The 15,173-nt window shown below is 64.1% G+C and carries 14 protein-coding genes; 5 read left to right on the plus strand and 9 right to left on the minus strand.

All coding sequences use genetic code 11. The features are described 5' to 3' along the window. Positions 1–9: 9 nt before the first annotated feature. The 8 genes from JHL17_RS18205 to JHL17_RS18240 all read right to left on the minus strand — a co-directional run bounded on the left by JHL17_RS18205 (position 10) and on the right by JHL17_RS18240 (position 7,190). Positions 10–1,053, minus strand: a complete 1,044-nt coding sequence (locus tag JHL17_RS18205) for a GlxA family transcriptional regulator (protein WP_345773833.1) — start codon at positions 1,051–1,053, stop codon at positions 10–12. Between the two features lie 40 nt (positions 1,054–1,093). After that, entirely contained in the window at positions 1,094–1,933 is an 840-nt protein-coding gene (locus JHL17_RS18210) for a DUF2182 domain-containing protein (protein WP_200195165.1), read from the minus strand. Next, entirely contained in the window at positions 1,930–2,592 is a 663-nt protein-coding gene (locus JHL17_RS18215; protein WP_200195167.1) for a DUF1326 domain-containing protein, read from the minus strand. Before JHL17_RS18215 ends, JHL17_RS18210 begins: the two co-directional genes overlap by 4 nt. Before the next feature lie 209 nt (positions 2,593–2,801). Beyond that, entirely contained in the window at positions 2,802–3,398 is a 597-nt protein-coding gene (locus JHL17_RS18220; protein ID WP_200195169.1) for a carbonic anhydrase, read from the minus strand. Positions 3,399–3,797: 399 nt separating this feature from the next. Next, positions 3,798–4,421, minus strand: a complete 624-nt coding sequence (locus tag JHL17_RS18225; protein ID WP_200195171.1) for an HD domain-containing protein — start codon at positions 4,419–4,421, stop codon at positions 3,798–3,800. Between the two features lie 434 nt (positions 4,422–4,855). Beyond that, positions 4,856–5,317 (minus strand): MarR family winged helix-turn-helix transcriptional regulator, encoded by a 462-nt coding sequence (locus tag JHL17_RS18230; RefSeq protein ID WP_200195174.1) that lies wholly within the window; start codon positions 5,315–5,317, stop codon positions 4,856–4,858. Between the two features lie 74 nt (positions 5,318–5,391). Further along, complete coding sequence (locus JHL17_RS18235; RefSeq protein WP_200195176.1) at positions 5,392–6,108, minus strand: SDR family oxidoreductase; 717 nt, start codon at positions 6,106–6,108, stop codon at positions 5,392–5,394. Between the two features lie 200 nt (positions 6,109–6,308). After that, positions 6,309–7,190 (minus strand): NmrA family NAD(P)-binding protein, encoded by an 882-nt coding sequence (locus JHL17_RS18240; protein WP_200195178.1) that lies wholly within the window; start codon positions 7,188–7,190, stop codon positions 6,309–6,311. Between the two features lie 520 nt (positions 7,191–7,710). Here JHL17_RS18240 and JHL17_RS37890 point away from each other — a divergent pair. Both JHL17_RS37890 and JHL17_RS18250 read left to right on the plus strand, forming a co-directional pair. Further along, the gene (locus tag JHL17_RS37890) at positions 7,711–8,646 is read left to right on the plus strand and encodes a helix-turn-helix domain-containing protein (RefSeq protein ID WP_200195181.1); all 936 of its coding nucleotides are present in this window, start codon (positions 7,711–7,713) and stop codon (positions 8,644–8,646) included. 458 nt (positions 8,647–9,104) lie between these two features. Beyond that, positions 9,105–10,787, plus strand: coding sequence for a methyl-accepting chemotaxis protein (locus JHL17_RS18250; protein ID WP_247893634.1), 1,683 nt, complete (start codon positions 9,105–9,107; stop codon positions 10,785–10,787). A gap of 90 nt (positions 10,788–10,877) precedes the next feature. Here the strand turns inward: JHL17_RS18250 and JHL17_RS18255 are convergent, their stop codons facing one another. Then, positions 10,878–11,648: an SDR family oxidoreductase gene (locus JHL17_RS18255; RefSeq protein WP_200195183.1), complete on the minus strand. Its 771-nt coding sequence runs from the start codon at positions 11,646–11,648 to the stop codon at positions 10,878–10,880. A gap of 102 nt (positions 11,649–11,750) precedes the next feature. Between JHL17_RS18255 and JHL17_RS18260 the strand changes: the two genes are divergently transcribed. From JHL17_RS18260 to JHL17_RS18270, 3 genes are all read left to right on the plus strand, one after another. Next, on the plus strand, positions 11,751–12,194 hold the full coding sequence (locus tag JHL17_RS18260; RefSeq protein WP_200195185.1) for a winged helix-turn-helix transcriptional regulator: 444 nt from the start codon (positions 11,751–11,753) through the stop codon (positions 12,192–12,194). Between the two features lie 199 nt (positions 12,195–12,393). Continuing rightward, positions 12,394–13,713, plus strand: coding sequence for an ABC transporter substrate-binding protein (locus tag JHL17_RS18265; RefSeq protein WP_200195187.1), 1,320 nt, complete (start codon positions 12,394–12,396; stop codon positions 13,711–13,713). Continuing rightward, a complete protein-coding gene (locus JHL17_RS18270; protein ID WP_200195189.1) occupies positions 13,710–15,074 on the plus strand; it encodes a di-heme oxidoreductase family protein in 1,365 nt (454 codons plus the stop codon). The genes JHL17_RS18265 and JHL17_RS18270 overlap by 4 nt, the downstream gene beginning before the upstream one ends. Positions 15,075–15,173: the final 99 nt, after the last annotated feature.

Genomic DNA, 15,173 nt, shown 5'->3' on the forward strand with positions numbered 1-15,173 from the left:
GACTTCAACTCACGCCGACAGGCGCCCGAATCGATTGCGATAGTCCTGAGGGGACACGCCATACGCCTTTACGAAGGCACGGCGCATGCGCTCGTCATCGCCAAATCCCGTTCGGCGGGCGACAACCTGGATGGGATCATACGCCGATTCCAAGAGTCGCCTGGCCGCTTCGATGCGGAGCTTCTCCACGGCTCGCGCGGGGCTTTCGCCGGTCTCGCGAAGATAGACGCGGGCGAAGTTGCGTGGACTCATTCGGGCCACCTCGGCAAGCGTCGGGACGGAGAGGTCCGCGTCGAGGTTGGTGCGGATCCAGTCGTGAAGGTCGTCGAAGCGACCGCGTGCGTCGCGCATCTGCCGGCGAAGCTCGATGCTGAATTGTGACTGACCACCTGGGCGCTTGAGAAACAGGACCATGGCGCGGGCGACCGTGAGGGCGGCCAGATGGCCCAGATCGTCCTCGATCATCGCCAGAGCCATATCGATGCCGGCGGAGACCCCGGCCGACGTCCAGATGTGGCCGGAGGTGACGAAAATCGCGTCCGGCTTGAGATGTACGGCCGGATACCGCCGTTCGAACGAGGCGCAGGCGGCCCAATGGGTCGTCGCGTCCCGATGGTCCAGCACCCCGAGCTGGGCCAGGATGAATGCCCCGGTGCAGATCGAGCCCAACCGGCGGGGACGATCGAGATAATCCGCCAGCCCGGCACGGACCGACGCCGTCATGTCCGGCGCCATGAGAAGGTCCCCGCCTGCCACGAGCAGCGTGTCGACCGCATCGGCCACCGTCCCATCCAGGCGAGCGGTCTCCAGTTTGACACCCGTGTCCGTAACCACGGGGCCTCCGGATGCCGACGCCAGAATGACCTGATAGGCCGGGCCGCCGCCCTCGAACGATGCTTCGCTGAAGGCCTGCAGAGGGCCGGATATATCCAGCAGCTTGGCGCCGTCATACGCGACGATGACGACTTTGCGGGGTCTTGGCCCATCGGTTCCGGCGGTTTCCTGCATGGCTCCTCGTTCTGTGTCCAGAAAACGCTGCAGCGTCCACTTCACCCTTCGCTCGCCGGCTCCGCTCCCCCATGTCATTGCTTGGTCAGAATCCTTTGCAGATGCTGCCGAATATCAGGGGGTCCTTGAGAAGGGGCGCCGTCGTGGGGGAGAGGGCGATCCAGATCCCCATGACCCAGAGAAAACCGGCGATCAGGGGCGTCAGCTTCCGGCCGTGCAGAAGGATCTTTTCGGCAAACATGAACACTGTCAGCAGTGCCATCCAGGTCAGGCTCATGGCTCCGACGGCGAACATCACCGCCATCAGCGCCCAGCAGCAACCGACACAGACCAGCCCATGCCGGAACCCCATCCCGACCGCCCCGGCGTCGCCCTCCCGCCAATGGCGCGCGAAAAAGGAAAGGGGCGAGCGGCAGCCTTTCAGGCAGGCGTGCTTCAAGGGGGAAACCTGATAGAGCCCCGCACCGATCAGGACTGCGCCAGCCAGATACGGCCCATCGCGGTACCATGCCGTCATCTCCAGGTTGAGCGCGCGAACGGCCGAGTCCAGGAGATAAGCCACCAGCCCGTAGCCAACCCAGGCAAAGAAGTAACCGGCGATGAATGACCGCACCCTGCGCCGACGTTCGACGGCGGGCCTGCCGCGCCCTTTGAGCAGCAGACCGAATGCTCCGACATAGGTGAGTTCGGATGGCAGCATCATCGCGGTCAGCATGACGATCCAACCGGCGAGAAACACCGGCAGTTCATGCAACGGTGTTCCCGGCCCCTGGTCCATCCCGCCCATCAGGACCAGCATGGCCAACCAGGCGGTAGCGCCGAGGGCCACCACGATCATCGTCCAGCCGGAGGTCGGCGAGCCACGCCCGAGCGCGGCGACCGCCGATCGGGAAACGGCCCGGGAAACAGCCAAGGTGCCCCTCATGGTCGGTCAGGTCCATGCCAGTCGAACGGGATGTGCTTGCTGGCTTGGCCGGCCGGGATGTTTGCCTCGAAGCCGAACGCCGCCCAGCGACCGCCCTGTCCCTTGCCCCAGGTCACCGGGGCTTCGGTGGGACCGACTTCGCTGCCGGGCGGGTTGAAACTCTGGAGGAGTTTCGTCGGATCGGAGGTCGGGCCGCTCATGGGGGCGCCACCGGCCTCGACCCGGTCGTCGACCGTGACGCTCCAGCGTTCGAGCTTGTCGCCGACCTCGACCTTGATGTCGGCGAACTCAATGCCGGTCACCCCTTTCACATGGGCCGGCACGAACTGCGACATCCAACTGCCGGCTTGCCCGGTAAAGATCTTCACCAGTGCCTCCCGCTGGCGTTCATCGGCCGCGGCGTCGAAGAAGAAGCCGCAATCGATCTTGGTGTCGGCCCAGAGATTGCCGTCGAACCCGGACAACAGGACGACGTTCAGGCCGGCAAGCGGCGTATCGCCGTAACGGCCCTCGGTGATCCGGTAAGCCCAGAGCACTTCGCAATGATTCCCGGTCGGGGCCTGGGCGAAGGTGCAAGGGCAGGGAGAATTGCAGGTGCACACATCGAACCAGTCGCCCTTGACGTGCCATTCGGGGATCGGGTCCACTCTGTCGCTCATCGACGTCCTCCCATGGTTTTCGCGCCGAGGCGGGCGCCTGCGCCCTTTCGACTGTTGTCCCTGCTTCCTATGCCGAGCGCCGGTCGTGCCGGAGATCATCGTTCCCCGATGCAGTCCGGGTCCGTGTGGACAGGGGGAAGCTTCGGCCGGCCGGCGCCTGAAACGGGGCACCGTGCGCCGCAACGCATGAGCGCACGCATGCCTGTGCCCTATGCAGGAATGTCCTTTACCACCTCGGTCAATTTCCCGGAATTGATCTCGTAGAAAAAGCCGTAGAGCTTGATGTTCTTTGGAACCGCCGGGCTGGCGCGAAGCAGTGCCACGTCATGCCTGATCGACTCCTCGAAATGCGTGATCGCGAGGCTGTCGTGATCGAACATCGCCGCGATATCGGCATGATGGTGATCGTGGAAGTCGCCGATGAGCGTGTCGGGCGCGAAGGCGGTCGCGCCGCAGAAGGAATGATGAACCACGACGACTTTCTGCACCTGGAACAGATAGTCCATGGTAGTGACCGACTGCAGGGCCGAAAGCGCCCGTCCGCCGGCGTTCGACACGGCGAACAGCGTTCGCGTGTGGCCGACCCGATATCCGTCTTCGTTGAGAATGTTCTCTCCGGGATAGACTTCATCCTCGAAATAATCAGCGACAGCCTTCGGGATTTCCGATGCCCGAGGGTCGAAACAGTGAACCACGATCGTCTTCATCGGGATAAAGTGACCAAATCCCTGGAAGTTGGATCGTTCGAACCAGGCAGGATCGAACCACTGCTGGGTCCTGAATTCGAATTCGCTGTATTTGGTCATTTCTGCCACTCCTCTGGTCGGTAACTTACCCACTGAAGCGTAAGAGAGCCGTGATCGGCCCCAAACATAGGACGATCGAAGGTTGTCCCAAATGACATCGGCCCCTCGATTTCTGCCATAGTCTCTTTGCCTGACGTCGCGAGGGGGGCCGCTCGGGACGTGACCGGCACGGTGCGACGCCCGCGCGGGCGGTCAAATCCGCACCGCACGACGGAGGGGCTCAAGCGCTCGAACGCCGGGGCTATCGGCTGCCGACACGCCTGTCGCGTGAGCCGAACAGCTCCCCGAGACGGACGGATCGTGGTGCCGGGGAATCACCCGCAAACGAACGCCAAAGGATCAGGGTCGGTGGTCTTTGCACAGGTGGTGCGCATGCCATGCGGAAAGCCGGAAGCGCCCCTATTCGTCGAAGGGCGCCCAGTCCAAGACAACCGGCGCATCCACGATGGTCAGCGGCGATCTGTTATGCGCAATGCGGGAGCAGATGTGGAACCAATGCGGGTATGGCTGCTTGCAATCGACTTCGTGGTTGAGCATTTCGTTGAAGGCGAATTTGAAATTCAGTCTCGGATAACGCCGGAGCACTTCGGCGACATCGGCGGGGTCGAGCCGTGCACCCTGCACCCCGGAGACATCGTAGGCGAGGCCGAGCTGCATCAGGCGGCTGGTATCGCCCCTGAATTGGTTCAGGTCCCAGGTGTGCAGCGCGATGTTGTCCCAAACACTCTGAGCACGATCCTCCGACACGCCCCGGTCCACGAGGAAGGTTCGAGCCGCCCCCGCGCCTTCAATCTCGAAGCGGTGCGGGCCGCAAGCATGGTCGGTAAGACCAAGATCGTGAAGCACGGCGGACAGGAACATCAGTTCGCTGTCGACCTTCCTGCCTTCCTGCTGCGCGAAGAGTTCGCCAAACCAGTAGCAGCGCATGACGTGGTTGAACAGCGTGTCATTGGATACTGAGCGTGCCAGTTCTTCCGCTTGGCGGACGATGCTGGAGTCTGGAGCCTTGATGTCTGCAATCATCAGAATGCCTCACAAGAGATGTCCATCCGATCTGTTCTCACCGAGGCTATGCGGCGCCTGCCAATCGCAGGAAATGACGATCAGCCCTCTTATCCGGCCAAGTTCATGACGAGGGCCGAGTCCATGATCCTGCGGCCTGAAAACCTGGCGGGTCTTATCCAGAGACGTGTGCGAGGGCTGCGCAGCCGACAGATCGTCGTATCAACCGGATCATAGAGCCGCGGCTGGATGGGGTATGGTTGGCAACGACCCTGGTTGGGATGATTCGACCGTTTGCGGCTGGAAATTTTACCAAGCCTTATGTTAGCTGGGCTTGTGAAAGCCTCTTGGCGCGGAATCGTGAAAATCGAGAGGGGACGGATCGAGCGAGGTTTCCCGTACTTGCCGACCGGGTCCCCTCGCGGTCGATGGGAAGCGTGGGGTGGTTCAGTCCGTCATCCGTGGGGGGCGCCATCCACGATACCGTCGGTTCTGAGTTCCGCCAGACCCTTACGGATTGCGCCGACTTGTTCCGCACCATTCAGCTCTTCGAACTTCCGCTGTGCCTCCCGCCAAAGTGGAGCGGCCCGGTCGTGCAATTGGTGTCCCGCTTCCGTAAGCCTGATCAGGCGGGTCCGTCCATCGCTGGATGACTTTTCGATGGTCACCAGCCCATCCTGTTCGAGGAAGCCCACCATCTTGCCCATTGCGGTTCGCTCGATATCCAGCCGCTCGGCGAGCGCATTGATCGCGGCGCATTCCACCTCGGCCAAGGCTGCCAGGGTCAGGAACTGGGTGATGCGCAGGCCCGTCGGCTCGAGATGCGCGTCGTAAAAGCGAGAGACCTGCCGGGCTGCCTTCCTCATGGTAAAGCAGTTGCATTGATCGACTCCGAGGGATTTGGTGACCGGCTGCATGTCTCGTCCTTTCGATCCTCGCCATCCGCGCGCCTCCGGTATCGGCGGAGTGCGCGGGTCGCCGCCCATGGCGGTCAGAAAAGCCCGGGAGGCGGTGCAATATAGCCGGGGACTTCATCCGCCAGCGTGCTTTTCAGCAGGATCGTCCCCGTGTCCGCCATGATCTCGCTCTTGCCGGCCCCGAGGGCGTCATAGGTTTGGCGCGCCACGTCCTCGGGACCGGCTTTTGGCACGTCGATGCCATTGGTCAGATCGGTGTCCATGAATCCGACGTGCAGGCCAAGGACGTGAATGCCGCTGTCACGCAGGTGGAAGCGAAGCTGGTTGGTGTAACTCCACACGGCTGCCTTCGATGCGGCGTAGGGGGTCAGATAGGGACGGGGCAGCCATACGATGTCGGAGAGCACATTGACGATGGCGGCGGATGGCTTGGCCGCCAAAACCGGTTCGAAGGCCCGGGTGACGCGGATCACGCCGTGGTAATTGGTGTCGAACATGTGTTTCGACTGCTCCTCGACGTCCACCGCCAACGGCCCGTCGATCAGTGCGGCGATCCCCGCATTGTTGATGAGCAAGGTCGTATCGGCGGCTATTTCAGCAGCCGCGGCGATCGTTGCCGGATCGGTGACGTCGATCCGGACGGGGACAAGGCCCGGTTCGTCGAAACCGCCGGTGTTGCGCATGCCCGCATAGATCTTCGTCGCTCCCCGACGGCGGGCTTCCCGCGCAAAGGCCAGGCCCAGGCCGCGGTTGGCGCCGGTGATGAAGACGGTGGCGTTCGCGACATCCATCGCGAGTCTCCTTTTTTGAGGTTCAGACGGGGGGCCGTTCGCGTCAGCCGCCGGCCCATTTGCCCGATTCAAGGGGAAAGCTTCCGCGGTGACGGCCTTGATTGCGTTTCCCGCAGAGGATCAGGGAAGGACCGGGAGTCACCCAGGAACGGATGGGGGAGATGGCCGTTGTCCGACTCTCTGTCCGTTCGGACCGGTGGTCAGGCAAAAGCGGCTCGATTCCGGGCGATGAATTGTTGGACGGAGAGCGCCGGAGTCCCCGTTATCTTCTCGACGGCATCATTGGTGCCGGAGAAGATGCCGTCACGATAGTTCTGGGCGACCTCAACCAGATGCTGTGTCAGGAACGGGGGAAATTTGTAAAAGTCCTCCATCTTCTGTTTGAATTCCGTGATCGACGTCGGCGCGTACTCGATCCTCTCGCCGAGGACCTCGCTCATGGCGGCGGCAATCTCGGTGTGATCCATTTCGACCGGGCCGTGGAGGGTGTAGACCTTGCCCTCGTGTCCTTTCGGATTGGCCAGAAGATGGGCGATGACACGTCCCTGGTCGTCGGTGCTGATCGGGGCGTGCCGTCCGTTCCCGAAGGGGAATTCGATCTTTTTCTTCGCCCAGATCTCCTTGGCGAAATGGGGATAGACGAGCCAGTCGGCGAAAAAGGTCGGGCGCAGATGTGTCGTCGCCACGCCGGACCAATCGAAGACCCGCTCGGAAACCCAGTGATCCTGCGCGGCATGGCTGGCAGACTCCCGGCGCGCGGAAATCTGCGACATGTTGACGATCGCCGTGACGCCGGCCTCCTTGGCGGCTTGGGCGAAATAGGCGGCGCCACTTATGATTCCCGGCGCGATCGGATGAAGGAAATAGGCAGAACCGATGCCTTCCATGGCGGCGCGGATGTCGTCGATGTCGGTGAAATCCCCGACGGCGATATCGACGCCACGCTGGCGCAAGCTGGCCGCCCGCCCGTCGTCGGAGCGCACGTAGGCTCTGACCCGCTTGCCCATCTTGAGCAATTCATCGATGGCGCTGCCGCCCGTCCGTCCGGTCGCGCCGCTCACAAGAATGTCCGCTTCGCTCATCGCTTCGATCCTCTCAGGATAAGAGCATATGCTCTGTATTCGAAGATAAGAGCATATGCTCTTATCGTCAAGGGACGATGCCGTGTTGCCCCGATGCCCTGGGCTGCGCCTCCGGCCTTGCGACCCGGATGCGGCCAAAAAACCGCCATCCCGCGAAAGGCACCGGGGCGGACGGCAACTCTCTCGTACCAAGCGCGCAGCAAGGGCAGCTTGGCCCAGTCCGGTTCCCCCCTGCTGGCAAAAGCGCTCGTGCAGGCCGCTATGCCCACCAGCGAGAACTGTCGCCGGCCATGTATTCGGTCCCGCTCAGCAAGCCTTCCGCTTGCCGGAGAACGCGTTCACCATGAGCGGATCATAGATCCGTGACCGGACGGGGGTATGGTAAGGAGTGGTCCTCGCTGGTACAATCCAGCGGTTTACAGGGACTTCTTACGCCTCATGTTGCCCCCTAGCCTGTGAGAGATCCTTGTCAGGGACTCTCTTGGGAGATCGTGAGGCGGCCGATCGAAGGGAGGCTCTCGTGCTTGCCGACCGGATTGCCTCTGCCATCGGCGAAAGCTTCAAGATTCCGCCGCCTCCGACCATCGCTGCACGCGTTGCCGGCGGGTCGGAAATCGCCTTCTCGCATTTCAAAAGCCAGGACGTGCAGTTTGGTCTATCCACGCCATCTCCCCGGCAAGAGGCCTTCGTCTTCAATATTCCCTTGATAAGCACGCGCTATCCGGTCGTATCCATCGACGGAAGACGACAGTCCGTCATTCAGGATCCGGGAAAGGCATATTTGTTCGATTTGTCATCAAAAAATGAAATTAGCCTTGAGACGGCCTATAACAGCGTTCGTTTCCATATTCCGCAAACGGCAATAGATCACATGGGTTATGAAAAGGGTTTGCCTCGAGTCGGTGGCCTCAGCGCCAAATTCCTTGGGCAGGATGATTTGGTACTTTATAATTTGGCTCTCACCATATTGCTGGCGATCCTTAAATCCACTCAGGTGACGACAGCCTTCGTGGAATACATTGCTCTCGCATTCCATGATCACGTTGTTCACACCTATGGCGGAGTTCGAAAATGTGGCTGCGCGGGAATGGGCGGTTTGGCCCCCTGGCAGATTCGTCGTGCTTGCGACTATATCGAGGCCAACCTCGTCAATGACCCATCAATCGCGATGCTTAGTCAAGAGTGCGGGTTATCAACGAGCTACTTCGCACGCGCATTCCGAACGTCAACGGGCATGACTCCGCACCAATGGATAACGAGAAGAAGGATCGAACGTGCAAAATCTTTGATGGCTCACACGACGGAGAGCTTGGCACAGATTTCCGTGATGTGTGGATTTGTCGACCAAAGTCATCTTGGGCGTCATTTTCTCAAACAGGAAAGCACCAGCCCTGCCCAATGGCGCCGCCGACAGTCTGGTCGGGCACTCTTCAAATCAGAAGATCTTGAAGTTTGACAGGGTGCCAAACCGCCTCCGTCAGGATGCTGGGTCAGGTACCATTTTCTGTCCTTTAAACTGCACATCATACCTCCAGTTCCCGCCATCAACGATGATACAGAACTTTTCCAAATAATTAATGTGTGTTTATTACAATTTCTCAACTTCGGAGCACGTCACGTCACTTTCACGAATACATAAGAAAGAATATCTGATTAACAAAAAATCTAAAAATAACCATATCGCGTTGGTAGAAAATTCCGCGCAGCACAATAATTTTTCCGCTTCTTATACTTCGAATTTCGGAAACAAATAGCGCGTTTTTTGGAATTTTTATTCCACATGTTAGAAATCGTTTCAAGTTGCCACCGCAGTTACACACTTTTCATGCTTCATTTTTAGCTTTCCAGGTCTAGGCTCCTCTTCAATCGATACATTCTACGGGACCGGCGTGTCCCCGCCAGAGGAGATGGGAGATGGCGTTCCAAAATCTCAAGATGGTTTACAAGGTACTGGCGACCCTGCTGCTCATGGCAGCCCTCGCGATCGGCCTGACTGCCAACGGCCTGCTCCAGTTGGACCGGCTGGACCGGCGCTACACGAGCCTTCTCGACCAAGACGCCACCGCAGCGACCTTGATGGCCCGCACGACCTCCTCGCTCAATGAAATCGGCCGGCTCGTCTACATGATGATCGTCGAGGAGGATGTGGCCAAGATGCATCGCCTCATGGACGCCATCGACAAGCAGGCGGCCAATTTCAAGGAACGGATCGCCCTGACGGCAAAGGCACAGCCGGCCCTGGCCGACGAGATGCGGCGCGAGACGGAGGATTTCGAGGCGCTGATGGGTCTCGGCCAGGAGGCGGAACGGATAGCGCTGACCAACGACAACGCGCGGGCGAACCGCTTCATGGAGGAGCGCTTCAATCCCAAGTTCCAGGTGGTTCTGGACAAGCTCCGCTCACTCATCGGCAAGACCAACATGACGATGGAGCGGAGCTCCGCCGAGGCGACCGAGACCTTCCATGCCGCCCGGCTGTGGACGCTGATCATCGCGGCGGCCGGCCTCGCCGGCTGCTTCGGTCTGGGCATCGTCCTGACCCGCCGCACCGTGTCCGAACCGATCCGGCATTTGACGGAGGCGATGCGGACCCTGGCAGGAGGCAAGCTCGACCAGCCCGTCACCGGCCAGGAGCGCGGCGACGAGATCGGCGGCATGGCCAAGGCGCTGCAGGTCTTCAAGGACGGCCTGATCCAGGCCGACCGGCTGTCGCGCGAACAGGCCGCCGAACAGGCCGCCAAGCAGAGGCGGGCCGAGACCATCGACCGCCTGATCCGCGGCTTCGAAGACAGCGCGGCGGCCGCGCTGCGCACGGTGTCTTCGGCCGCCTCGGAACTGGACGCCACGGCACAGGGCATGGCGGCGATGGCCCGGCAGACCAACAGCCAAGCCAGCGTGGTGGCGGCGGCGGCGGAGCAGACGAGCGCCAACGTGCAGACGGTCGCCACCGCGGCCGAGGAAATGGCGGCGTCGATCCGCGAGATCGGCGACCAGGTGGCGCGCTCCACCCGCATCGCCGGGCAGGCGGTCGACGAGGCGGCCCGCACGACCGGCACGGTGCGCGGGCTGGCCGACGCGGCGCAGCGGATCGGCGACGTGGTGAAGCTGATCACCGACATCGCCAGCCAGACCAACCTGCTGGCGCTCAACGCCACCATCGAGGCGGCCCGCGCCGGCGAGGCGGGAAAGGGCTTCGCCGTCGTCGCCAGCGAGGTGAAGAGCCTGGCGACCCAGACCGGCAAGGCGACGGAGGACATCTCCAGCCAGATCGCCGCGATCCAGGAGGCCACGAAGGGGGCCGTCCAGGCGATCGACGGGATCAGCGGGACGATCAACCAGGTGAACGACATCTCCACCGGCATCGCCGCCGCCATCGAAGAGCAGGGCGCCGCCACGGCGGAGATTTCCCGCAGCGTCCATCAGGCGGCGGCGGGCACGCAGGAGGTGTCCGGCAACATCATCCAGGTCACCGAGACCGCCCAGGAAACCGGAGCGGCCTCCACCCAGGTGCTGAGCGCCGCCGGAGAGCTGGCCAGACAGTCCGAAACCCTGCGGCGGGAGGTCGAGACCTTCCTCAGCGCGATCAAGGCGGCCTGAGACCGGCATCGACGATGCCGTCGCCCGGGCCGGGGCGGCTCCACGGGACCCTCCCCGTCGCTGAACCCCGTCCGGAGCCCGTCCGCAGTCCTACTGCTGCGCCTCGCGCGCCTTGCGGGCCATTTCGTTGAGCGTCGTCACCGCCTCGTCGAAGCGGTGCTCCGCCTCGGCCTGGCGCTGGAAGGCGACGCGCTGCACCAGGATCTCGCGCGGCGTCGGCTGCTGCTGGAACAGCGCCATCACGTCGTCGATGAAGTCGGCCAGCGGCAGATAGCCCGGACGGGTGGCCTGCCCGGGGGTGAGGTCGGTCTGGACCGCCGGCGGCACCAGCTCGATGACCTCGACCCTGCCCTTGAGCGCTTCGCGCAGGGCAACCGTGTAGCTGTGCAGGGCCGCCTTGGTCGCCGAGTAGGTCGGGGCCGACACGAGCGGCACGAAGGCCAGGCCGGAGGTGACGTTGACCAGGGCGGCATCGGGCTGGCGGCCCAGATGTTCGACCAGGGCGTCGGTCAACCGGATGGGGCCGAGCAGGTTGGTGGCGACCGTCGCCTCCGCGTCGCCAAGGTCACGGCGCCGGTCCAACGCCTCGAAGCGCATGATCCCGGCATTGTTGATCAGCACGTTGAGAGCCGGATGCTCCGCCGTCACCCGTCGCGCGAAGTCGGCGACACCCGCGGCGCTGTCGGCATCAAAAGCCATGGCATGCATGTTCGGACGGCCGGAGATCGCCTCCAGCAGCGCATCGGTTCGACGGCCGGCGACGATCACATTGTTGCCGAGATCATGAAAACGGTGGGCCAGAGCCTTGCCGATGCCTGAGCCGCCGCCGGTGATCAGGATGGTGTTACCTTGGGTCTTCATGAGAATGACTTTCTCCGTTGTCCGCTCGAAAGGTATCGCCCACACTCTCCAGCCAGAAGTAGGCACCGAAAAGATTTATACGCACCAAATGGAGAGTGTAGGATGCGCAAGGCGTCGCCCGACCCGCAGATCGAGGCACGGCGCAGGGAGCCGGTTCCCGAGACGGTCGATCCGGCCATCGAGGCCCTGGTCCACGACGTCATCGGCAAGGTGGCCGACAAATGGACCATGCTGATCCTCGAAGCCCTGCACGACCATGGCACCTTGCGCTTCACGCAGCTCGGCAAGGCGGTGGGCCGGATCAGCCAGAAGATGCTGACCCAGACCCTGCGCCAGATGGAGAAGGACGGGCTGGTGCGGCGGACGGTGCACCCGGTCATCCCGCCCCATGTGGATTATACGCTGACGCCGCTCGGTGAGAGTTTGGGAGCGGCGTTCTGCGGCGTGTGGATCTGGGCGGAGACGCACCACGCCGAGATCCAGCGGGCACGGGCATCCTTCGCCGAGCGCGAGGCGGCGACATCCCGCCTGATGGCGAGCGACTGATTTCCCAGGCCTCCGCGGCAACGAGCCGCTGGAGACGATCGGCCTTCTTGGGCTGAGGATGGCGTGGCGATGCCCCGGGCATGCGCCGCTTCCGCCGAGTCGCGTCCGCCAAGCCATCGCTGCCGTTGCCTGGAGGAGCCGGTCCGTATAGGGTTATCGCTGTATCTCATGGAATATAGCCAAGGAGAGGCCACCCACCATGCGCCCGCTCTTCCGCCGGATCGCCGTCCCGCTGCTCGGCTCCGCCCTGATGCTTGGTTCCGGAACGGCCTGGGCGCTGGAGGAGCGGGTCGTGGTGATGACCAGCTACCCGGACGACTTGGTCCAGCGCTACGAACAGGCGTTCGAACGCGCCAATCCCGGCACCGACCTGCAGATCGTCTGGAAGCCGTCGCGCGACGCCGCGGCGGAACTGGCCAAGCCCGACCAGGGCGGCGTCGACGTCTATTGGACGCCCTCGCTCGGGAGCTTTCCGCGGATGCGCGACGCCGGAGCCTTCCGCCCGCTGGCGGTGGACCGTGCCGTCCTGCCCGGCGTGGTCGACGGGCAGATGGTCTCCGACCGCCAGGGCTTCTTCGAGGCGTTCGAGGTCGCCGGCTATGGGCTGATCGTCAACCCGGCGGCGCTGGAGCGCGACAAGTTGACGCAACCGGCGACATGGCGCGATCTGGCGGCGACGCGCTGGAAGGGGCGGCTGGCCCTGCCCATCGCCGGACAGGTCGGCTTCTCCGGAGCGCTCTACGACATCCTGCTGCAGGCGGAGGGCTGGGAAGCGGGCTGGGCGCTGCTCGGCGAGGCGGCGGCCGACGCGACGCTGGTCGGCAGCGGCGGGCAGGTCAGCGAAAGCGTGGTGAACGGCGAGGCCGACGTCGCCGTGACGGTGGATTTCTTCGCCCGCAGCGCCATCGCCAACGGCCATCCGGTGGCGCTGGTCTATCCGCCCCGCACCGCCTTCCTGCCGGCCCAGGTGGCGATCACCAGGGCCGCGCCGCATCCGGACGCGGCGCGCGCCTTCGTCGATTTCGTCCTGTCGGCGCCGGGCCAGGCGCTGCTGTTCCATCCCGACATCCGCCGCTATCCGGTGCGTCCCGACGTCTACACCCAGGCGCCGGCCGGCACCGTCAATCCCTTTCAGAGGATCGGGGCCGAAGCCTACGCGTACGACATGGAGAAGGGGCTGAACCGCCACGGCCTGATCGCGGCGCTGTTCGACACCCTGATCGCCGAGCGGCAGGACCGGTTGAAGACCCTGTGGGGCGCCGTCCACGCCGCCGAAGCCGCCCTGGCCGCCAAGCCCGACCCGGAGCGCGCCGCCCTGGTGAGCAGGGCGCGCACGCTGGCCGGCTTCGTTCCGGTCGCCGGTGCCGACGCCGACCGTCTCGCTCCGAGCGTCCAGGACCGCCGTTCCAATCGCAACCCGGAGGAGCAGGCGGCCATGCGGAAAGACTGGTCGGCCCGCATCGACGCCGCCCAGGCCGAGGCGCTGGATCTCGCCCATCGGGCTCTGCCGACGCCATGAGACGGATTGTCCTTCTCGCCGCCGCCCTGTCGGTTGCCGCAATGCCTTTGCGGGCCGATGAGGCGGTGACGGCGCCGGTCCAGGGACGCGACGCCTTCTCCAGGCCGCTGCCGGCTCTCGACCCGGTTCACCGTGCCGCCTTCCATGCCGGCCGTTCGCTGTTCCAGCAGGTGTGGACCGTCGGACCGTCGGAGGTGCGGCCCGACCTCGACGGGCTCGGCCCGCTGTTCAACCGGCAATCCTGCGTCGCCTGCCATGCCAAGAACGGCCGGGGAGAACCGCCGGAGGGGGAGAGCGACAGCATGCGCTCCACCCTGGTCCGGCTGTCGGTGCCCGGCGGCGGGGCGGGCGCAGCGCCGCGACCGCATCCGGTCTATGGCGACCAGTTCAACCCCGACGGCATCCCCGGCGTGCCGGGCGAGGGCCGGGCGACGCTGGTCTGGTCGGAGCGCATCGACCGTCTGGCCGACGGCACGCCGGTCGCCCTGCGGCGGCCGGACCTGCGGCTGGGCAATCTCGGCTACGGGCCGCTGGGGCCGGAGGTGATGACCTCGGTGCGGATGGCGCCGCCGCTCGTCGGGCTCGGCCTGCTGGAGGCGGTGCCGGAGGCCGATCTGCTGGCGCTCGCCGATCCGGACGACCGCGACGGCGACGGGGTGCGCGGGCGGGTCAATCTGGTGTGGGATGCGGCGCGCGGCGCCTTCGCAATCGGCCGCTTCGGGTTGAAGGCCAACCAGCCGAGCCTGCGCCAGCAGAATGCCGGGGCCTTCGACGGCGACCTCGGCCTGACCTCGCCATTGTTTCCGCAGCATGGCTGCACGGCGGTGCAGACCGCCTGCCGGGCGGCGGCGGGTGAGGACGCGGGAGAGGCTGGGCCGGAGTTGAGCGACGAACAGCTCGATCTGGTGACGCTCTACACCCGCGCCCTCGCGGTGCCGGCACGGCGCAACACCGACGATCCCCTGGTGCGGGTAGGAGAAGAACTGTTCGCCGCCATCGGCTGCGCCGCCTGCCACGCGCCGGCCCTGCGCACCGGCCCGTCGCCGGCCCTGCCGGAACTGGCCGGCCGAACCATCCACCCCTACACCGACCTGCTGCTGCATGACATGGGCGAGGGGCTGGCCGACGGGCTTCCCGACTTCCAGGCGACCGGCGGGCAGTGGCGGACACCGCCGCTCTGGGGACTCGGCCTGACGGCGGCGGTCACCGACCGCCCGACCTATCTGCATGACGGCCGCGCCCACAGCTTGCTGGAGGCCATTCTCTGGCACAGCGGCGAGGCCGAGCCGGCGCGCGAGGCGGTCCGTCGCATGCCCTCGCTGAACCGCGAGGCACTGCTGGCCTTCCTCGACTCCCTGTAACGGCAGGTCCCACACGGTTTGGCTTGCTTGTGCAATGCACAACACCTCTGTATCCTTTTGGATATAGCGTATCCGCCGTCCGGGCTTGAAAGCGTGGAG

The sequence above is a fragment of the Azospirillum endophyticum genome (assembly GCF_016595245.1).
Taxonomy (GTDB): domain Bacteria; phylum Pseudomonadota; class Alphaproteobacteria; order Azospirillales; family Azospirillaceae; genus Azospirillum; species Azospirillum endophyticum.